Genomic DNA, 20,344 nt, shown 5'->3' on the forward strand with positions numbered 1-20,344 from the left:
GAAGGCCATACAATGAATCCTAGCTCTTTTAGCAGCATTGAAAGCGTGCCTAATGAAATACTAGTCCCTATTTTAAAGGCTTGTGCTAGCCCTTCCTTATTTAGTGTATGTGGAAGATGGCGCCAACTGCTAGCTAATGAAGTCATGCCTTCTCTTTATAAGCAAATAGGTAAAATGCATGTTCCTCAAGGAGATGTTAACGAGCAGGCTTTTATTTTAGATAAGCTTTATAAGCTAGAAGAAGGGCTTTCTAAAACAGCAAAAGTAAATGCAATCTTTAAGCAAATTTTTACTCTAGCTAGATTCCTTTATCCCTTAGAATTTGAATGGAAAACCGAAGAAAAAAAATATCTTACTCTGGCTAATTATTCCTTTTATCTCTTAAATATTAATCGCCTCTTAATTTGGAAACAAATCCCTGGGGGAGAGAAATATTTAAGCCGAGAAGAAATCAAGTATTTGCCTTTAGAAGAAAAAGGAAAGCTTTTTAGTAAGTGGATTAAAAGGCATGGCAAAAAACTTATGAAGCTAAACTTACAAGGAATTGGCTTAACCTTTTTACCTCCAGAGATAGGGCAATTAACAAAACTGAAAGATCTTGACTTAAGAAACAACCAATTTACCTTCCTTCCGGCAGAAATAGGGCAACTATCACAGCTGCAAGCGCTTGATTTAAGCAACAACCAGCTTACCTTCCTTCCGGCAGAGATAGGCCAGCTATCGCAATTGCAAGGGCTCGGCCTAGGCAACAACCAACTTACCTCCCTTCCGACAGAGATAGGGCAGCTATTGCAACTGCTATGCCTTGACTTAAACAACAACCAACTTACCTTCTTTCCTGCAGAGATAGGGCAGCTATCACAGCTACAAGAGCTTGGATTAAGCAACAATCAGCTTACCACTCTTCCTACAGAGATAGGGCAGCTATCGCAACTGCAAGGGCTTATCTTAAACAATAACCAACTTACCTTCTTTCCTGCAGAGATAGGGCAGCTATCGCAGCTGCAATTGCTTGAATTAAGCAACAATCAACTCACCTCCCTTCTTGCAGAGATAGGGCAACTATCGCAACTGCAAAAGCTTGGATTAAGCAACAACCAGCTTACCTCCCTTCCCGCGGAGATAGGGCAGCTATCACAGCTGCAAGAGCTTGAATTAGATCACAACCAGCTCACCACCCTTCCCACCGAGATAGTGCAGCTACTACAGCTGCAAGGGCTTGGTTTAAGCAACAACCAGCTTACTCTCTTTCCCCCAGAGATAGGGCAGCTATCACAGCTACAATTGCTTGGCTTAAGCAACAACCAGCTCACTACCCTTCCGGCAGAGATAGAGCAACTATCACAGCTGCAATTGCTTGAATTAGGTCACAACCAGCTTACCACCCTTCCGGCAGAAATAGGACAGCTATCACGGCTGCAATTGCTTGGCTTAAACAACAACCAGCTTACCACCCTTCCTTCAGAGATAGGGCAGCTTTCTCGGCTGCAAGAGCTTGGCTTGCATAGAAATCGACTCACTACCCTTCCTATCGAAATAGGGCAGCTATCACAGCTACAAGAGCTTGGATTAAGCAACAACCAACTTACCTCTCTTCCTTCAGAGTTAGGGCAGCTTTCTCGGCTGCAAGAGCTTTACTTAAACGGCAATCACCTTACCTCCCTTCCTGTCAAAATAGGACAGCTACCAGCTCTACGAAAGCTTCAGGTGAAAGAAAATCCACTGGAAAATATTCCAGGAAAAATAAAGCAGCGTTTTTGCTTATAAATGAAATGGCTTGCGTCCTCATCAGCTAATAGGTTATCGGATGAAATAATACGCCTTTGAGCAGCTTTTTATGCAAACCTATGCTTAATAAAAATCTCTTTTTAAGGAGAAAGTCAGCTTTTAAAGAGTTAATTCCTTTTTCTAGGCTATACAGATAAAGTTTCTTCAAGCAGTATTACATCTCCAACGGCTTCCTCGCTAGTTAAAGGCCTAGTGTTTATTACGTGATTGGATAAGAAGCTTGCCCAGAACTTCTATTATTTAACTCAACCTTAAACCCTAACTAAGATTGGTAAACTTATTTTCTTTAAGCTTTTTCAGCCGCTCCAGATCTATTTTAGCATAGGTAATACGTTGAAGAGAGAGATGGACTTTTCCTGGAAGGTTTTTTTTATAACGCGAGACATATTTACATTGAGTGATGCAAACTTCTCCTTCTTGGCGCTCTTTAGCTTTGCTGTAGAAAAGAGCTGCATGAATGGCATCTAGTAGAGATTCTTCATCGGGTTTAAGATGCTTACCCAGATGTAAAATGACATGCGATCCAGGGACATCTCTAGCATGTAGCCAATAATCTGAGCCATGGGCATAAGTAAAGGTTAATTTATCGTTAGCATGGGCGTTCTTACCCACCCATATCTTTAACCCTGCTTGAGTAACAAATTCGTGATAAGGTAAAGATAAAGTCTTCTTGGCTAGTTTGTTCTTTATTATTTTTTTAGATAGGCCCTCATGTCTCTGACAAAAACTTTCAAGCTCTTGCTTAGTTTCTATCTGTTGCACCTGTTCTAGCATTAAAGATAACTTTTCTACGGCTTGATGGGCCTGCTTTAACTGAGCGGAGAGGGGGTCAATTGCTTTCTTTAATTTTTTACTTTTTTGAAAGCGCTTAGAGACTTCTTCTGAGGGCGGCAAGGTAGGATCTAAGTTTAAAATGACTTCTCCATTATCTTTCAACCAATCATTGACACTGACCTGCCTTAAGCCCTTAGTTATCTTATATAGATTGGCTTGAAGAAGGGAAGCTTCATGGTGTGCTTGTTCCCAAAGAAGTGCTTTCTCTAGCTCTTCAGAAAATTTAGCTTCAGCTTTCTGGGCTTTATTTAATTTATTTTTTAGCTCGCCAACTAGCGTATTTCTTTTTTTAAGAAATTCAGCTTCTAACTCTTTATGTCTGTAGATAGCTTCAACTGAAGCACTAGTAGTATCTTCAGGAGAGCCGAGTGATAGAAGAGGAGGCAGAGTTTTAGGAGGAAGATAAGAAGTATGGATAGTAGGATGTAAAGAAACTAGGATACTACGTTGGCTATCCACAAGATAGCAATTGGGTTTTTTAGGAATAAGCTCGCTGATAAGAGTTTGGGTGAGCTCGCCTTTTTTTAAAACCATTCGTAAAATTCTATCTTCATTGACAAGTTCACAGCTTTTTAAATACCACCCCCGTAGGTGCTGAGTCAGCTTTTTAGAAAAAAATGAAGAAGTATCTTGGCCAGAGTATTGGGTAAGATGAAAACGTAAAAAGGCTTCTTGAAAACAAATCAATAAAGGGGGAGCCTCTTTGAAATGAAGGACAATCTTTTGAGGATGTGGAGCTGTGCAATAATCAAAAAGCGCTTCTTTTAAAGAAGAGTTAATTTCTTTAAGAAGTTTTTTCATTTGCTCGATTGTTAATGACATACTCTATCCTGCGGCAAAGGATTCCATTTTTACGCATTCTAACAAGGAAATAATCTTATCTGTTTTTTCCCAAGTAAAGTTTTCTTCATGGCGCCCAAAATGCCCACCAAAAGCGGTAGAACGATAAATAGGCCTTTTTAAATTAAGCATTTGAATGATACCTTTAGGTGTTAAATCAAACACTAAAGGGACAGCCCTGCTGAGAATATTTTCGCTTACTGAACCTGTACCAAAGGTATCAATTTTAATAGAAATGGGATGAGCAACACCAATGGCATAGGAAATCTGCACTTCACAGCGCCGGGCTAATTTGGCCGCCACGATGTTTTTTGCCACATAACGCGCTGCATAGGAAGCGGAACGGTCTACCTTAGAAGGGTCCTTACCTGAAAAAGCCCCACCTCCGTGATGGCCCATTCCTCCATAAGTATCTACAATAATCTTTCTTCCGGTAAGCCCACAGTCTCCCGCAGGGCCTCCAATAACAAAACGGCCGGTAGGATTAATGTAGAAAAGAGTATGATCTGTAATAAAGCCTTTAGGGGCTATCCTATGCACAAGTGCTTTCATATCATGGACGATTGTTTCTCTTTTAACTTCTTCTGCATGCTGTACGGAGATAACGACGGTATGAAGACGAATGGGTTGATGTTTTTCATTATATTCGATTGTAATTTGCGTTTTAGCATCGGGTCTTAGATAAGGAAGTTGTTTGTTTTGCTGAATGCAATGAAGTTCTCGAACAATTTGATGGGCTAGCGTGATAGGCAGAGGCATTAACTCGGGTGTTTCTTCACAAGCATACCCAAACATTAAGCCTTGATCGCCTGCACCTTGTTCTTTATAAAGGCCTTCTCTTTCATTGACGCCTTGTGCGATGTCTAAAGATTGCTTATGAATGGAAGTTAGCACGCCACATGAGCGATAATCAAAGCCCTCTTGTGCTTGATCGTATCCTATATATTTGAGGGTGTTACGTACGATTTCTTGATAATCCACTTGCGCTTTGGTCGTAATTTCTCCTGCGACAACGACAAGACCCAAAGTTACCATTGTCTCGCAGGCCACTCTAGAGTCTTCATCTTGTTCAAGGCAAGCGTCTAATATAGCATCAGAGATTTGATCAGCCACTTTATCAGGATGACCAATTCCTACTGATTCGGAAGTAAATACGGAATGTTTCATGCTTATCCCTTTCCTTAAAGTTAACAAACGATAGCATGGCTCCTGCTATAGTTTAAATCAAAAGATTAACTACTTAAGAAAGAAAAGTACACTTCAAAATATAACAAGCTCTTTTGTTTTTCAGCCCCATCAGCTGATAAATAGTCTTACGAATAAATAACAATCTATCTTTCATTTGATAAAGGAAACCCACTAGTATTTGCTGGTCGTCTACTTTAAATCTCAAACTTCATTTTTAAAGGAATGTTTACTTTATCGATGGGATGTCCAAGAAACTTTGAGCCATGCAAGCGAAATTTTTCAGGATAATCAGAGACATAAAAGCGATGAGAAGGTTTTTCATCAGGGGAGGCATGTAAATTATAAGTATCTAAAGTGAGTGACACATGTTCTGCACAGGTGCTAGCCGAATCTACGATATAGACATGCGGGCCTATTTCCTTTTGGATCAAAGGACGAAGAAGAGGATAGTGAGTGCATCCAAGAAGTAATGTATCAATGCTGCTTTGCTTTAAAGGGGCAAGATAATCTTTAATAATCAGCTGAGTGGCCGGATGATCAAATAGATGCTCTTCAATAAGGGGCACTAACAGGGGGCATGGCATGGAGTAAACTTGGCAAGAGGGAAGCTTCTTTTTAATTTGTTGCGGATAAATACCTGATTCAGTGGTCGCTCGCGTAGCAAGCACGCCTATTCTTAGGTGGCGTGAAGCTTTAGCAGCATGCTCCACCCCTGGCTGAATCACATCAACAATAGGGATTTTAAGGATCTGTTTCAACTTATCCACGGCATAGGCTGAAGCTGTATTGCAGGCGATGACTAGTAATTTAATTTGATGTTCCATTAAAAAGATGGCGTTTTCTATAGAATAACGCAGAATTGTATCGGCACTTTTGTCGCCATAAGGCAACCTGGCCGAGTCGCCGAAATAAATAAGTTTTTCATGAGGAAGCTTATGCATGATTTGTTTCATCACTGTTAGCCCGCCGATACCTGAGTCAAAAATTCCAATCGCTTGCGAATTACTCATGGGATTCTAAGATTTTGGCCAACAACGATCTTATCATGGGAAAGGCCATTAAGCTCTTTAATGGCTTGAATAGTCGTTTGATGCTTACGCGCAATTTTTTCTAAAGTGTCGCCGGGTACCACCTTATAAATCCTAACGGATGGAAGCTCAGCTTTTTCCGAAAGGCCGCTTGTGGGATTTAAAGCCTCTGCAACGGATTTAATCGCTTGATGAAGGTTGTCGATGTTTTGATTTTGAAATTCAATAATTTTTTCAAATTCCGTGAGCTTTTGCTTATACTGAGAGAGTGTGGTCGCTATTTCATTCGTGTAGGTTTTAAACTGTTTAACATCAGAAATTATCCCTTGAGTAAGTAGCTCAAGGCTATTAATTTTCATTTCCAGAGCTTTAGAAGAATCTTTCCATGCTTCTGTTTGCGCATGCCCTGCTTCTATCCATTGCTGGCGCATCGAGTCGATAATCGTTTCTAAAGTACGGACTTTCTCATCATAGGTTTTGATTTCAATTTCGTGATTGCTGACCTCATGACGCAAATCATCCAGATTATCGCGCATTTCACGTAAAACCACGGCTGTTTGATCGTTATAATAACGAGTAGGGGCCGCTTCAATATTGCCTAAACAGCAAAGTTTTAAAGGTAGGATAAGGAATATGATAGTTTTTATCAGTCCAGGTTGCTTCCGCAACCTGAGCCTTGAAAAGAAGATTTCTATAAACATTATCTTTGATAGATTTTAAATTCTGCTCGACGATTTTGTGCCCAGGCTTCTTCGTGACTTTCCATCACGGCAGGACGTTCTTTACCATAAGAGATCGTAAAAATATTATCAGGACTGGCGCCTTCGGCAATCAGAGCATTACGAACAGCGTTAGCACGACGCGAACCTAAAGCTAGGTTATAAGCTTCTGCTCCTCTTTCGTCAGTATGCCCTTCAATAAAAATATAGGTATTAGGATTTCTTTGCAGATAGTCTACTACTTTGCGTAAGATAGTCATATTTTCCTGTCCTTTGATCAAATTGCTATTATAATCAAATTTGATACTTTGGAAAATACCTGAAAGGCCTTGAATAGTACTAGGATCTTTGAAAAATTGAATGTCGGGAATAGTACTGCCTGGATCACCTGGATTTTCTCTCGGCTGTTGGCTAACAGACTCTGCCATTGCTAACTCGGCATCGTGGGGCTGATCTTGTAACGGTATAAAGTCTTCGTTAGCATAAATGTTAGCAGAATTGCTTTGCTTACCCATGGTATAAAATTCGTCAGGAGAATAGACCTGGCGTGAATCTCCGTGTTTACCGCCAAGAGATTTAACACCTCTTCCAATATGACGCCCAGCGGTTTTCGTATCTTCCCATACATCATCGCTCGTGCGCCTGCAGCTTGTAAAGGATAAGCTAATGAGAAATATATTCAAAAGCAGGCAATAGGGAGCTAGTTTCATAAAATCCTCGGCTTTGTGGCTATAAATAATTATAAAAATGAGATAGTAACATAAAAGGGGAAATATTCTGAAAGAGCTTTTTTAATTAGCTTGTTTTACAAAGGAAAGATAGGAGGAAAACCCTATCTTTCTAAAAAGGCTTTAGATAGTTTATCCTTTTAACACTAAGCTGCTTATGTTTTGAGCTGTTTTAGGCGTATGATCCTGAAAAGCTATAAAAAGGCTTGCTACTGGGCTTTAAATTTTTTGCTCTTACTGGAGCGATTTTTGTAGAGTTTATTATAGCCTTTTAAATTTAGCCAGGGTCAAAGCAAAAGCTTTGAGGATCAAGCCAAGTAGCCGATGGAAGAAAAGTGCCCTCAGGGGACTTAGAGCTTGACTAGCAGTATAAGGCAACGAGCTATTTGCTAAATTTAGGTTCCCATGCAGGAAAGCGCTTCAGACCTTCTCCCGAGGAAATTTTTACTGCTTCTGGTTGATGCAAATTGATCAAATAAAGTTCGCTGTTATTATTGTCCGCAGAGTTAAAGACAAGATGTAAGCTATTAGGAGCCCAGGTGGGATTTTCTTTATGACCACCTCCTTTAGTAATTTGCCTTTCTTGCTTTTTGTCAAAATCATAAATCCAAATTTGGCGGGTGTCGTGGCTCTTTGCGCAGTAAGCTAGCTTACTGCCATCGGGGGACCAGGCAGGGGCGGTATTTTCACGATTTGATTTGCTAATCAAGAGAGCTTTAATGTTTTTAAGGCTTGCCCCGGGCGCTGGGATGTCTATGACATAAATACGGGGCGATCCATCTTTGTTAGAGACAAAAGCAATTTTACTTCCATCTGGGCTGAAGGTAGGAGTTCCTTGCGTGGCTAGATAAGTAGAAAAAATTTGTTGAGGTTTACCTATAGCCCCTTTTTCAGGATCAAACGTTTGCAGGAAAAGATCAGGGTTGCCGGTATAGTCGCAAATGAAAGCTACCTTATCCCTTTGTTTGGTAATAGCGGGCATTAATTGATTACCTTTAAGTAAGCTGAAGCGCCGGCCTACTCCATCTTTTAAGGAAGCTATATAGATTTTTGACTGCCCTGCTCGATAAGAAACATACATGATACTTCCACTCGCGTGGCCTTGTTGGGGAGGAATATAGGTAGGGGTAACAATCAGACTGTTTTCATGTGTAATTTGTCTGGCATTGGCGCCATCGTAATCAGCTTCCCATACTTCAGCAATAGACTTAAGGCCATGAGAGGTTTTGCAGGTGTAAATTATTCGCGTGCTGGCTATTCCTTCATTGCCAAATAAGCTTTTATGGAGGCTATCGGCTAGACGATGTATTTGCCGGCGATCTTGGCTAAGGTCTCCACTTAAAGGAATATTATTTACTGATTTTTCATGATCACTGCTCAGGGAAAGCATTCTTGCCGACATTTGATTGTCTTTAATCAATATTTTTAATACATAGTAAACATTCAGGCTTTTCCAGCTAGAGCTATTAACGGCATCAAGAAAGTTGCCAACAGGGGCTTTAGACTCATTTTTCAATGTAAAGGTCATGCCATTATGATTTAAGTCAAATTGTAAAACCTGCTCTAGCTGCTGGGTGTAATGAGCAGTAAAAGCAGGATTTTCTTGATAAAAGGGAGCTAGATAAAGAGGCATTAGCTTACTTTCCGTCGCTAATCTAACTACAATTTTTTCATTGTCTTCGTTTGCTAGGGCTGACAGATTTTGCTTAAAGGCTAAAAAAAGAAAGAAAATAATAAAATAATATTTTAGATGAGTCATAATTCATTACTTAATTGAATGATAAAAGTATATTCCGACATGTTTGCAAAATCTTTTCCTAGAGGAGGAAATTTTAACGTAGGCAAGTTTTTTTCTATATAGAGGCGATTTAAGTGGCTAGGAGATTTAATGATATTTACCTTGATGGCTCGGCCTAAGCGATCGACTGTTAATTTTAGTTGAACTTCCCCGTGCTCAGGTAATTTTAGTAAAAGTTTAAGCCGGCTAGCTAACTCATCTCTATAGCTTCTCTCTACTGCGCTAGAAGGAAGGGTATAAGCTGCAGGGAGAGTATCTGTTTGCAAAGCAGGGATGGTAGCAGCTGAGGCGAGTGCCGTCTGACTTGCTTGAGAGGAAGAAGCATTTCGATGAGCTCGGCTCTGCTCAAGCTTGGCAAGGCTGGCCTGGGCAGCTGCAAGAAGTTTTTTCTGTTTCTCCTTGGCTTCGGGGCTTGCTTGGGAATTAGGGCTTTCACGTTGAGCCTCTGCAGAAGACTTTTTCAAGGGGGCTTTTATCGGCTTTTTTTCAGCAGGCTTGGCTGCAGTAGATGCAGGACTAACGCTTTTTTTAGTATTGTCTTTCTTAATAGATGGTTTGCCGGTTTTTGAATGGGTGGATTGAGGAATTGCATTTTCTTTTTTAGGGACTGCTTTTTTATTGGGCGTCTGTTGAATAGCGGTAGAGTTCAAAGCTTTTATGTTTTTTTTATCGGTTGAAGAAGGGGTTTCAATTTTTTGAGTAGATTCTGTAGGAGCCGGAGAACTTGTGTGAGGTTTTGCTTCTTCTACGTTAAGAGGGATAGGGGGAGGAGAGGCAATAAGTTTAGCAGCAATTTCTTCGGGAGATTTTGGACTGGGAAGAATATTAGAATTTAGAGCCAATTTTTCTTTGTTCTCACTAGGGAGGGGAGAGGATTTTGTTTGAATTTTTGGGGGAGTGAGCGGAATTGTATGCACCACTAGACGTTCGTTGTATTGGCGAGGAGCTTGTTTGGAAAAAGGGAGCAAGATCATTCCTAAAATCATTCCAACATGGATTATGATGACCCCGAGAGTGATTGGCCATAACGTCTTATCGTGGAGGTAGATACTACTCATAATAGTTAAAAAACTAGGCAGGTTTAAGAATCACATCTAATTGAGTAAATCCTGCTTTTTCAGCTGTATTCTTAACGGCTTGATAGGTTCCAAAGTGGGCCGTGCGGTCATGATATAACTGGGGCTGGGCAGCAGGATAACGTTTTTTGGCGTCTTTTAACAAGGTAAATAGTTGTTCTAGAGTTACCATTTGTTTATTAAACCAAATAGTATTATCTTTGCGCACATGAATGGAGATAGGGCTGCTAGCTTGAACAAAGTTTGAGCTGCTTTCGTGCAAGCCAGAGGCCGCCTGGGCAAGCTCTACATTATCAAGCTCCAGCAGAGGAGCTATCAAAATAAATATAATTAAAATGACAAAGACCACATCAATTAGAGGGGTTAGATTAACAGTAGGTTCTTCGATATTTTTATGGATAGAAGCCTGAATGAATCGCCTGTTCATGAGAAGTCCACTTTTCTATATTGCAGCTCTACAGCACCCAACATTTCGTTGGCAAAGCTTTCCATTTCAATCTCAAAATCGCGAATAGCATGTTTTAAATAATTATAGCCAATTAGAGCAGGAATGGCGTCGATGAGCCCTAAAACTGTTGTCGCCAAGGCAAGAGAAAGCCCACCTAGTACCATTTGAGGCGTGCTGCCTGATGCTTGTACCTGGAAGTCTGAAAAGCTTGTCAATATGCCCCACACAGTGCCAAGTAATCCTAAAAATGGAGCTAGGCTTACCACCGTGGATAGGATAAAAAGATTTTTTTCTAAATTTTTAGTTTGATGAGCGATTTGAGTAGCTAAAGAGCCTTGTATAAAATCAATATCCGTAAGAGAAAGAAACGGTACACTTTGTTCAGTCTCCCTATTTTTTTGCATCACATACTTATTTTTATTAAAGATTTCCATCGTCTGTTTTTTAAGAAGAGAATAAAGATCCATGTAGGGGTTGCTATTTTTTACCCTACTGGCAGCTTCACAGTCTAAATTCAAGGGATTTTGTTTCTGAAGCTGAAAGATATCATAAAAACGAGCCGCTTGTTTTCTTGCTTGGTAGGTTTGCCAGATTTTATGGAGTAAAATAATCCAGGTTATCATGGATAGTAGAAGGAGGCCAATAAAGATCAATTTGCCTAAAAAATCAGAATGTATATAGGCTTCATAAAAGGGATTAGTAGCTATAAAAATGTTTACATTCATTCATAAATCCTTTAAAGTATAGCCTTTAATTAAAAAAGAAGGGTTTTACATTGGCAGTCAAATTCCGGCATATAACTTATAGGTTACTCGGCTTTTTGATCATTTTCATCTCTCTCTTATACAGTGAAAATCCTTCTCAAGTCAATCAACTTCATTCATTTCCATCTAATCTTGGCTTAATCGAGCCTTTAGTGAATGACTCTTCTTTACCTATTAAAGCTTATGTGCATTCCGAAACGCTAAATTTTAAGGCGGCCGAGCCCTTTTGGATAAAAGTTAGCCTTACCATAGCTCCCTCGTGGAATATTTATTGGAAAAATCCAGGAGATGCAGGCATGCCTGTTTCGGTTACTTGGGAGCTGCCACCTGGGTTTAAAGCCGGTGAGCTTCAATGGCCTTATCCGCAACGTTTTGAATCACCCTCATCCATTGGCTTTGGCTATGAAAATGAGGTGCACTTTTTGTGTCAGATCTTTCCCCCCGAGAATCTCAATCATTCTGACACTTATAAGTTTAGAGCGACTATTAAATACTTAGCCTGTTCAGATTCAGCCTGCTTACCAGGTGAAACTAACGTGCAGATGAACCTGACCTCTACTTCTTTTGCCCCAGTCATGGACAAGTCTTTAACCTCTATTTTCGAGCAAGCGCGTCGTTTGCTGCCAAAAACTCGTGGGAATATTACGGCCAAGCGTATCAATGATTTGATAGAGCTCAACATGCCATCTCCCTTAGCGCCAGCAGAGAAAATTTTAAATATTTTTTTCTTTCCCGAGGAGGGGCAAAGCGTAGATTATCATTTAGAGCCTTCTATCTCTTTACAAGAGAGTTCTTTTTCTTCTTACTCTATTGCCTTTAAAGAGAAAGATTCTTCGTTGCCTACAACTGTTCTTAAAGGTGTTTTAGTTCTGACTATCCAGCAGGCAGAAAAAATAGCCACGGAAGCTATCGAGGTAGCTGTGCCTATCCAAGATCTTAACAAAGAAAATTCTGTCTGGGCTTTCAATGAGGCTTTCCCTCGCTCCTGGAATATCACTTTGTCCTCCAAATCCAGCGATTATGAGGGCGGATTGGGAATGGCTTTGATATTAGCTTTTTTGGGCGGAATGCTTTTAAATTTGATGCCTTGCGTTCTACCGGTAATCTCTTTTAAAATTTTAAGCTTCGTTAAAATGTCGGGGCAAAGCCGTCAGTTGACTTTACAGCATGGCTTGATGTTTAGTGCAGGCGTTCTAGTTTCTTTTTGGATATTGTCTGCAGCTCTTTTGATTTTAAAGGCTTATGGCCATGCTGTAGGCTGGGGATTTCAGCTGCAAGAGCCTGCTTTTGTCGCTTTGTTGTCAGCGGTCCTATTCATTTTTAGTTTAAGCTTATTTGGTGTATTTGAAATAGGAATCAAAGTGGGCTCTTTTGCGGGACAGCTACAGCATCAAGGGACAAAAAAGGGAAGATGTGCTTCCTTTTTAAGTGGGGTACTAGCCACGCTCATAGCTACCCCTTGCACGGGCCCCTTTTTGGGTACAGCAGTGGGTTTTGCTATGACTTTACCTTTCTACTTGTCTTTTTTGATTTTCACTTCCTTAGGAATGGGAATGGCGTCTCCTTATCTTATCCTATCTGCTTACCCCTCTTTTCTGCGTTTTTTACCTAAGCCGGGAAAATGGATGGAGACCTTTAAACAATTCATGGGCTTTATCATGCTTGCTTCCGTGTTATGGTTAATGTGGGTTTTTGCAGCTCAAACAAATGCATTAGCTCTTATCCTGTTATTAGGGGCTTTTTTTATGATAAGTATGGCTTGTTGGATTTACGGGCGCTGGGCGACCCCTCTTCATTCCAAATTAAGCTGTAGGATTGCTACAAGCGTAGCCATCTTTGGACTGCTGGCTAGTCTATATGCTTTACTTTATGCTTCTAAGTCTACCTCCCCCTCTATCTCTTTTTCTCCTGCTATAGCTGAGCAAGAGGTTATATGGGAAGAGTTTTCTCCCCAACGACTAGCAGAGTTAACTTCTCAAGGTATTCCTGTTTTTGTTGATTTTACAGCGAAGTGGTGTTTAATATGCCAAGCTAATCATATGATATTGGGAGGGGCGGACGTTCATGCTCAATTTAACGAGCAGGGCGTAGTGCGGATGAAAGCTGACTGGACAAAAAAAGATGCCGCTATTACGGAAGAGCTGCAAAAATTTGGGCGCCATAGCGTACCCCTGTATGTGCTTTATCAGCAGGAACAAGAGCCTTTTATTTTTCCTCAATTATTGACTCCTAGCTTAGTCATCAACAAATTAAAAGCTATAAAATAAATTTTCTGGAAATTAAAATATTAGGTAATTAATTTTTTCAACCTTTTATTCGTTAAAAGCTCTTGCTACTCTCCAACATTTGTTAGATAGCTGATTTTCTAGCTTCCTCTTGGCTAAAAAACTTTAAAATTTAAGTAAGTTTTTCTTTATTTATATTTGGATCGATCGCATTCGGTTGCCTGCGACATACCTGTAGCTAACAAACAGAGCCCTATTATCTCTTTTTAATTGCCCTAATGGCTCTTAAGTTATTTTATTAGAAGACGTATACTAGAGCATAAGGGAGAAGTAGGTAGGGAAAGGGCAGCGACATTTTTTGCTCTGCACAAATACTTGGAATACTTGCTAGTAGGATTATTTACCTAAAATTGTGGAGCTTTTCTTGCTTGTCCTGCTTCTAAAATTTGCTTGCTTTTTTTGTTTTTATATATATATTTAATCTTATAAAAAAGCACAAAAATAGATATACAACTTAATAAGTAGGACCACCTATGAGTCCAATTTCTATGAATCTCGAACTTCTCCCTAATGAAATATTAGCCTCTATTTTAAAAGATTGTGCTAGTCCTTCCTTATTTGGCGTTTGTACAAGATGGCAACACCTGCTAGCTAATGAAGTTATACCCTCTCTTTACAAGCAAATAGGTAAAATGCAGTTTCCTCAACGAAAAGCTACCGAGCAGGCTAACCTTTTAGATAAACTCTACAAGCTACCAGCTGGGCTTTCTACACTAGCAAAGGTAAAGGAAATTTTTAGGCAAACCTTCGCTCTAGCTAAATCTCTGGCTCCATTGGAATTTAAAGGGCACATCGAAGAAAGAAAATATTTTACCCTGGCTAATTACACTTCTCTTCTTTTAAACATTAATCGTCTTTTAATAGAGTCCAGACTTCCAGGCTATAAGAAATATTTAGACCGACCAGACATCAAAGGCTTGCCTTTAGAAAAGAAAGGAGAGCTTTTTGAAGGTTGGATTAAAAGGTATGGCAAAAATATTAAGAAATTTGAGCTAACAGGAAGCAAATTGACTGCTTTGCCTCCCGAGATAGGGGGATTATCTCAGCTACATGAGCTTAAATTAAACGATAATCATCTATTCACCCTTACGGCAAAAATAGGAAAGCTTTTTAATCTGAAAGAGCTTTGCTTGAACGGCAACCACCTCACTTCGCTTCCTGCAGAGGTAGGTCAGCTCTCTCAGCTCCAAGAGCTTTTCCTAGGTGACAACAAGCTAACTACCCTTCCTGCAGCCATCGGGCAACTTTCTAAGCTACGAGGGTTGTACTTAAATGATAATCAACTTACCATTCTTCCTGCAGAAATAGGAAACCTCTCTCAGCTGCAAGAGCTCTTCTTAGGTGGCAACAAACTAGCTACTCTTCCTTCAACAATTGGGCAACTTTCTAAGCTGCAAGAGCTGTATTTAAACGATAACCAACTTACCATTCTTCCTGAGGAAATAGGACAGCTCTCTCAGCTGCAAGAGCTCTTCTTAGGGCGCAACAAACTAGCTATCCTTCCTTCTGGAATAGGACTTCTTTCTCAGCTGCGGCTTCTTTACCTAAGCAACAACCAGCTAACTGTTTTGCCTGCAAGCTTAAAGCAGCTGCCCGCAGGGATAGATCTTAATCTTGATGGAAACTTGTTGGAAAGTATCTCCCCCTGAATTAAAGCAGCGTTTTAGCCTCCGCATTTAGGTAATAATCTTATAAGGTGTTTTAAATAATTTTACCCTTGTTTATAAAAGACGTAAGCGGTCACCGGGGGGGGGGGCTATCAATAGATACCTGATAAACAAAATAATTTCTAGAGTTAATATTTACTTAAGCATCCATGTAAATAGTATGTAACCTTCATATGAGCAACTATTTAAAGAAAATGTAGAGCTAAGGTCTGAAAATGCTCAGCTAAAAGCCTTGGGTAAATAGACAGGAAAAGGTAATCAACAAACTTGAAAGCGCGCATTGCTCACTTAGAAGAACAGCTTAATCAAAATTCTAAGAATAGTTCCAAGCCACTTACGACGGATCAAGAAGCTAGCTGTTCATCATTACCTCAAGCAGAAAATCGACCTTATCATCCTGGGGCCAACCGCGAGTTGTTACCTGCTAGGGCAGTTATCTCGTATGAGATTCGTAGTGTAGAAGGTTGTCCACACTGTTATTTTTGCTATGCATGCGGCTGATAAGGTTTTTTCTTGGCAGCAGATCAAACTTCTTGAAATTAAGCCCTTGCTACATCCAATCGATCTAGTGACAAACAGATGCCTTTGTTGTCATTGAAAAGTGCATCCTGAACTTAAAGAAAATGAGCAATTCTTGCTCGGTCCTAGGCTAAAAGGATTTTTAAGGATAAAGAAAAACTTTCGGCCTCGCAAAAGCCATGATTACCTGTTGATAAATTTTCTCTACTGAATGCGGAAAAGCTGTTTTAGCAATTTCTTCTCTTTTTGCCTCTTTCTAAGCATCCTGCTTAAGCTTTTTTATAATTTTCTTGTACATTGCATCGATGAATTGTTTGTTATCTATTCTCATAAACGCTCAGGAAGGATAGGCTTTTTAGCTACTCCTTATACAACCGCCACGCTCTATCAAAGTCTCTCTTTAATTAAAGAGACAGCTTTTAGAGGATTGGGTGTGCAGGCTTAATTTTTTTAAAGCCTATAAGTGCACATCTCTATCAGAGGATGACAACTTTATAAGGGAGATAGCTAGTCATAAATTTCTAAAGGCGAGCATCATTGACTAGCTCTTTAATGAATCCTGCAATTACCTGATTTTCTTCCGGATTTAAGCCTGGATTTATTCTTATAGTGCTAGAGCCTTCTTCTGCATTAACGGAAATAATGATGCAATTAGGGTGATAAAACCCAAAGCTAGCTCGGGAATGTACCTTTATCCCTTTCGCTAAGCATTTTTTGTAGAAAAGCCCCATAATCGCCCTACTTTTTAGGGCATGGCCTTTTCCTATGAGTTTTATATCGATAAAGGAACATTCCATCTCTGGATCTGCGGTGCTAATGCGTATCTTCTGGCTACTCTCTTTGCCTAAAGGCTGAAGGAGTGGGGGAACACCATCAAGAATTTCCCTAGTATTTTTAAAAATAGCCGATCGATAACTATCCATTTGCTCAGTCGTATACTTATAAGCAAGAGAGAACCATTGAAGGCTTAGTTGATCCGTTTTATGGGCAATGTCTTCAGTTAAGGAATTAAAGGCATCCCAGGGAGCTTTTCCATTATTAACCATGTAAAATGGAGATCCATAGTAGTTATCCATTCCAAACATATCAAATTTCTGTCCACTACGGAAAAAGACAAAGTTTAACTTACCGTCTTTTATCTCTTCCTGGAAGGTGGCAAGCAAATCGTGGACTTTAGGAGAATTGATATAATCGATTGTGCAATCGACCGCTACAGTAAGTTGCTTATTTTCGTTTTTTTGCCACAGTATTTGTCGGATATCTTCTTTGACATCCCTTATCGCATAGTGAGTATGATCAGCATCAATTTCAATATTAGGATTAAATTGGCATGCGTATAGATCAATTTGCTTTAAGCTACTATCTTGCAAAGCGTTCTCAATACGTTGGTCGTTGCCTATAAAGCTTGCTTGCTCATAATAAAAGCCTGTACTAAATACTCGGGTAGGGTGAGGGTTCAGGTTTAATAAAGCCGCATTGATTCCAGCGAATACGTTGACTGCCGTCTTACCTAGGCCTGCTTTTATCAAAGGGCGCAGTTCTTCTGGAACGTTTGCTAACTGCTTTGGCAAAATAGTAGGAAACGCCTTTTCTTCAAAAGGGGCTGTAAGCGTTAAAAGGTTGGCAATTTCACAATGAACCAACTCAATTTCTTGCGCATACTTACTATAATCATCCATAAAAAGTTCTGCTGTGGCCAGATGCTCTTTTATTTTAAACAATGAGGTTTGAATGATTTCACGTTTTATTGGATGTCCTTGAAATTTTTTCCACTGCTTATCGCTGATTTCATTAAGTAGGCCCTTTAAAAGATGCAAGGTAGATTCGCCTAAAATAGCTAGATGAGGAGAGTATGCATGCATCTCTGGAGAGGAAACTTTTGCTAAGAATCTGTCAAAGAGTGCTAGCTTAGTTAAATCAAGCTTATCAGGAAAATAAACATCTTTGTTAGGAATATCTTTAGCATCAGGGCCTTTAATAGGGTATTTAATATCGGGTCTAATATTAAAGCCATTAAGAATATGTTTACGCATGTTAATTGCGCCGATATACAAGCCGGTTTGCTCAATAAAATCTAAAAAGGCAGGATGCTTTTGAAGAATTTTTTTACCTTTTAAGTCGGTAAAGACTGGTAAAACTTTAATGCCCGCAATTTCGTCAAGCGTTAGTCTGCAAATGCAAGTGCTATTTTGTTGCAATAATTTTTTAAATTTACTTGTAGAAATTTTACTCAATTCAGGATGCTGCATTCTAAATTTTTCAATGGACCTATCAAATGAGCAATTAAGGCTTGTACGTATTGAATCCAATTGCTTTTCAAAAGCTTCTTCCTTTTCTCTTTTTCCATTAGTTTTAACTAATTCTTCCAAAGAAGAAGTTAAATCCACTAATAAGCTTACATTCATCGCTTGTGAAAAAGCTTGGCGTGGTTCTTTGGCAAACTTGGAAAAATGTGCATTTAAGGCTTGAGTGAGTGTAGTTTCCCACTCAGCTTCTGAAATTGCACTATCAATCACATGAAAGTTTAAAGGAAAAAATTGAGTAACCTCGGTAGTATCGGTAAGAATGAGAGGACTCTTATGGGTAAATGCTAAATTTTTATTAATTTCTGCTCCTAGTCCTGGATTTTGCCGAAATCCCATGCGATGGTAATGATAATTCGTATAAGGTCCCACCTGAAATAATACGCCAATTTTTCTTTGTAATAATTTCATCATGTTAAGGTAAATAGGGGCAGATTTTTCCAGATAATTGGTGGCCATGAACTCGATTTGTTTCTTTAATTGAGGATCCTGTGTTTTCTTATAGGAATTTTTCAACAGCGCTAGGTTAAGGCTCCAATCTGTTTGTGAATTCTCTATGGTTGCCACACTTTCTAAAAGCCCATGATAGGAGAGTCGTCTTATATGCAGAATGCGGTGAGCCAGGTCAGATATTAACTGTAAAAGCTTAGTAAAACCTTCTTTTATAATCGATACGAAGACTTCCCAACCAAGGGTAATATTCCTTTTTAATACTTTAAGAGAAGATGAAATACGAATTTTAAAAGATGCTAGGGCACACTCATGGGTTTTAGATGAGCAAGAAGAAGGAATAGTACCATAAACTTTAGGGGCTACTGCTTCTTGAGCCACTAAAGGATCTCTAAAATGATAGTTAGGGATATTTATTTTTTTATTATTATCCATAATTAAACCCTTTTTTTTATTAACAAGTGTAGATTATAGCATAATAATGAATAAATAATAATAGAATTATTTCTGTTAGTTTTGTTTAAAATAAAAAAAAGTAGTGGTTGATTTTTTTACTTGAAGGTTTTATTCAAAAATCCTATAGCAGGTAATCACACCAGCGGAAAAATTTTAACACATACTCTTGTAAATCCCTATGAGATTGTCTAAGTTCCCCAAATTAAGTTTAGTGCTTTACTTTTACCTGTGGCCTTTGCTAATGGAAGCAAGGTTACTAACTTTAGATGAGGCTACCCAGCGAGCTTTAACTTATTCTCCTGCCGTAGCCATCGTTGACACCACATGGAAAGTTAGACAGGCTGAGGAATATCAGGCAAATTTTCTGCCAAATCCCGTCGTCTCTGTAGAAATTGATAAAGCTAATTTAATTGGGAAGGAGAAAAAAAGGGCGGGAGATCGAGGGTTTTCTTGCAATTTATCGCAAGCTATTGAATTAGGGGGTAAAAGACATCTTCGAAAACAGACTGCTGGGCTCCAAACATCATTAGCCTTCAAAGAAATAGAAGTCATAAAGTTAGAGGCAAGTTGCCAGGTAGAAAAAGCTTTTATTGAGGTGGCTGCTGCGCAAGAATATTTGCGTTTCGCTCAAGAACTCCAACTAAGTGCCCAAGAAGTGCTTCTTTCCACTTCTGCAAAAATTGAAGGAGGAAAAATATCTTCCTTAGAAGGAAAGAAAGCTAAGTTATCAGTATTAACCGCTCATCTAGCTTTAGAAAAAGCTTGCAATAATTTTGAAAATTCTAAGAAAAAGCTCGCTCTGATTTGGGGAGATAGTCGTCCTGACTTTACTTCTGTTGATTATAACCTTTTAGAAATTACTTTAGTCGAGGATCTTGCTGTCTTTATTGCTGAGCAAAATGATAATATTGCAACGAAACAATGGGAGCTGCAGATAGCAAATGCTGGCCTCATGATTGCGAGTGAAAAAGCGCAACGTATTCCTAACCTCGTAGTTACCGCAGGATATATCAACTCTGCTGAGGATGGAGAGGGACTATTGCTTGGATTTTCCATGGCTATCCCGATATGGGATAGAAATCAGGGCAACATTTCTAAAGCCAAGCATTTATTAAACCAGCTTTATAACAAAAGAAATAAAGACAACTTGCAAGCACGCCTGCAATTAGAAGCTGAGTACGCGCAACTTCTCACTTCCTACCAAGAGGGGCTACTATATAATAATGATGTTTTGCCTGTAGCTATAGCTACTTTTGAAGGTGCTAAACAGGAATACTTGCAAGGAAAAAGTGATTACCTTGAACTTCTAGACGCCCAACGTACCCTTTTTGACGTGCATGACAAATATATTCATGCTTTAGTGGATTATCATCAAAGAAAAGTAGAGCTCAATCGATTAGTAAGGGTAGGTTATGCAAATACGCAAGGGCTTTAAAAGGTTTGACTTAAGGAG

15 protein-coding genes are annotated in these 20,344 nt (G+C 39.4%); 5 read left to right on the plus strand and 10 right to left on the minus strand.

Annotated features, from left to right (window positions below; translation table 11 throughout):
- The first annotated feature begins 12 nt into the window (after positions 1 to 12).
- The gene (locus tag TY21_RS09275; protein ID WP_052354334.1) at positions 13 to 1,767 is read left to right on the plus strand and encodes a leucine-rich repeat domain-containing protein; all 1,755 of its coding nucleotides are present in this window, start codon (positions 13 to 15) and stop codon (positions 1,765 to 1,767) included.
- Positions 1,768 to 2,046: 279 nt separating this feature from the next.
- Here the strand turns inward: TY21_RS09275 and TY21_RS09280 are convergent, their stop codons facing one another.
- From TY21_RS09280 to TY21_RS09320, 9 genes are all read right to left on the minus strand, one after another.
- Positions 2,047 to 3,444 carry an NFACT RNA binding domain-containing protein gene (locus tag TY21_RS09280; RefSeq protein ID WP_042239236.1) on the minus strand — a complete coding sequence of 466 codons (1,398 nt, stop codon included), beginning with the start codon at positions 3,442 to 3,444 and terminating at the stop codon, positions 2,047 to 2,049.
- 3 nt (positions 3,445 to 3,447) lie between these two features.
- A complete protein-coding gene (gene metK, locus TY21_RS09285; RefSeq protein WP_042239239.1) occupies positions 3,448 to 4,629 on the minus strand; it encodes a methionine adenosyltransferase in 1,182 nt (393 codons plus the stop codon).
- A gap of 215 nt (positions 4,630 to 4,844) precedes the next feature.
- Positions 4,845 to 5,660: a glutamate racemase gene (gene murI, locus TY21_RS09290; RefSeq protein ID WP_042239240.1), complete on the minus strand. Its 816-nt coding sequence runs from the start codon at positions 5,658 to 5,660 to the stop codon at positions 4,845 to 4,847.
- A complete protein-coding gene (locus TY21_RS09295; protein ID WP_232044360.1) occupies positions 5,657 to 6,346 on the minus strand; it encodes a LysM peptidoglycan-binding domain-containing protein in 690 nt (229 codons plus the stop codon). The genes murI and TY21_RS09295 overlap by 4 nt, the downstream gene beginning before the upstream one ends.
- A 32-nt stretch (positions 6,347 to 6,378) precedes the next feature.
- A complete protein-coding gene (locus TY21_RS09300; RefSeq protein WP_042239246.1) occupies positions 6,379 to 7,107 on the minus strand; it encodes an OmpA family protein in 729 nt (242 codons plus the stop codon).
- Between the two features lie 400 nt (positions 7,108 to 7,507).
- Complete coding sequence (gene tolB, locus TY21_RS09305) at positions 7,508 to 8,884, minus strand: Tol-Pal system protein TolB (protein WP_042239249.1); 1,377 nt, start codon at positions 8,882 to 8,884, stop codon at positions 7,508 to 7,510.
- Positions 8,881 to 9,891 carry a hypothetical protein gene (locus TY21_RS09310; RefSeq protein ID WP_130589675.1) on the minus strand — a complete coding sequence of 337 codons (1,011 nt, stop codon included), beginning with the start codon at positions 9,889 to 9,891 and terminating at the stop codon, positions 8,881 to 8,883. Before TY21_RS09310 ends, tolB begins: the two co-directional genes overlap by 4 nt.
- Positions 9,892 to 9,994: 103 nt before the next feature.
- Positions 9,995 to 10,426: a biopolymer transporter ExbD gene (locus TY21_RS09315; RefSeq protein WP_042239256.1), complete on the minus strand. Its 432-nt coding sequence runs from the start codon at positions 10,424 to 10,426 to the stop codon at positions 9,995 to 9,997.
- Positions 10,423 to 11,172 carry a MotA/TolQ/ExbB proton channel family protein gene (locus TY21_RS09320; RefSeq protein WP_042239259.1) on the minus strand — a complete coding sequence of 250 codons (750 nt, stop codon included), beginning with the start codon at positions 11,170 to 11,172 and terminating at the stop codon, positions 10,423 to 10,425. Before TY21_RS09320 ends, TY21_RS09315 begins: the two co-directional genes overlap by 4 nt.
- A gap of 50 nt (positions 11,173 to 11,222) precedes the next feature.
- On the opposite strand from TY21_RS09320, the gene TY21_RS09325 reads away from it, so the two are divergent.
- From TY21_RS09325 to TY21_RS09335, 3 genes are all read left to right on the plus strand, one after another.
- Positions 11,223 to 13,478, plus strand: coding sequence for a protein-disulfide reductase DsbD (locus TY21_RS09325; RefSeq protein ID WP_079979826.1), 2,256 nt, complete (start codon positions 11,223 to 11,225; stop codon positions 13,476 to 13,478).
- 491 nt (positions 13,479 to 13,969) lie between these two features.
- Positions 13,970 to 15,145, plus strand: coding sequence for a leucine-rich repeat domain-containing protein (locus TY21_RS09330; protein ID WP_052354338.1), 1,176 nt, complete (start codon positions 13,970 to 13,972; stop codon positions 15,143 to 15,145).
- Between the two features lie 285 nt (positions 15,146 to 15,430).
- Positions 15,431 to 15,664: a DUF6444 domain-containing protein gene (locus TY21_RS09335; RefSeq protein ID WP_042239262.1), complete on the plus strand. Its 234-nt coding sequence runs from the start codon at positions 15,431 to 15,433 to the stop codon at positions 15,662 to 15,664.
- A gap of 539 nt (positions 15,665 to 16,203) precedes the next feature.
- Here the strand turns inward: TY21_RS09335 and TY21_RS09340 are convergent.
- On the minus strand, positions 16,204 to 18,870 hold the full coding sequence (locus tag TY21_RS09340) for a hypothetical protein (protein WP_052354340.1): 2,667 nt from the start codon (positions 18,868 to 18,870) through the stop codon (positions 16,204 to 16,206).
- A 262-nt stretch (positions 18,871 to 19,132) separates the two neighbouring features.
- On the opposite strand from TY21_RS09340, the gene TY21_RS09345 reads away from it, so the two are divergent.
- Complete coding sequence (locus TY21_RS09345; RefSeq protein WP_042239268.1) at positions 19,133 to 20,326, plus strand: TolC family protein; 1,194 nt, start codon at positions 19,133 to 19,135, stop codon at positions 20,324 to 20,326.
- The last annotated feature ends 18 nt before the right edge of the window (positions 20,327 to 20,344 follow it).

Origin of the sequence: Neochlamydia sp. S13, assembly GCF_000648235.2 — a bacterium.
In the GTDB taxonomy this organism is placed as follows: Bacteria; Chlamydiota; Chlamydiia; order Chlamydiales; family Parachlamydiaceae; genus Neochlamydia.

What these genes read in the sequence shown, in the direction of transcription:
- TY21_RS09275 (WP_052354334.1), top strand. Translation starts at nt 13, where the DNA reads ATGAATCCTAGCTCTTTTAGCAGCATTGAAAGCGTGCCTAATGAAATA.
- TY21_RS09280 (WP_042239236.1), bottom strand. Translation starts at nt 3,444, where the DNA reads ATGTCATTAACAATCGAGCAAATGAAAAAACTTCTTAAAGAAATTAAC.
- metK (WP_042239239.1), bottom strand. Translation starts at nt 4,629, where the DNA reads ATGAAACATTCCGTATTTACTTCCGAATCAGTAGGAATTGGTCATCCT.
- murI (WP_042239240.1), bottom strand. Translation starts at nt 5,660, where the DNA reads ATGAGTAATTCGCAAGCGATTGGAATTTTTGACTCAGGTATCGGCGGG.
- TY21_RS09300 (WP_042239246.1), bottom strand. Translation starts at nt 7,107, where the DNA reads ATGAAACTAGCTCCCTATTGCCTGCTTTTGAATATATTTCTCATTAGC.
- tolB (WP_042239249.1), bottom strand. Translation starts at nt 8,884, where the DNA reads ATGACTCATCTAAAATATTATTTTATTATTTTCTTTCTTTTTTTAGCC.
- TY21_RS09315 (WP_042239256.1), bottom strand. Translation starts at nt 10,426, where the DNA reads ATGAACAGGCGATTCATTCAGGCTTCTATCCATAAAAATATCGAAGAA.
- TY21_RS09320 (WP_042239259.1), bottom strand. Translation starts at nt 11,172, where the DNA reads ATGAATGTAAACATTTTTATAGCTACTAATCCCTTTTATGAAGCCTAT.
- TY21_RS09330 (WP_052354338.1), top strand. Translation starts at nt 13,970, where the DNA reads ATGAGTCCAATTTCTATGAATCTCGAACTTCTCCCTAATGAAATATTA.
- TY21_RS09340 (WP_052354340.1), bottom strand. Translation starts at nt 18,870, where the DNA reads ATGGATAATAATAAAAAAATAAATATCCCTAACTATCATTTTAGAGAT.
- TY21_RS09345 (WP_042239268.1), top strand. Translation starts at nt 19,133, where the DNA reads ATGGAAGCAAGGTTACTAACTTTAGATGAGGCTACCCAGCGAGCTTTA.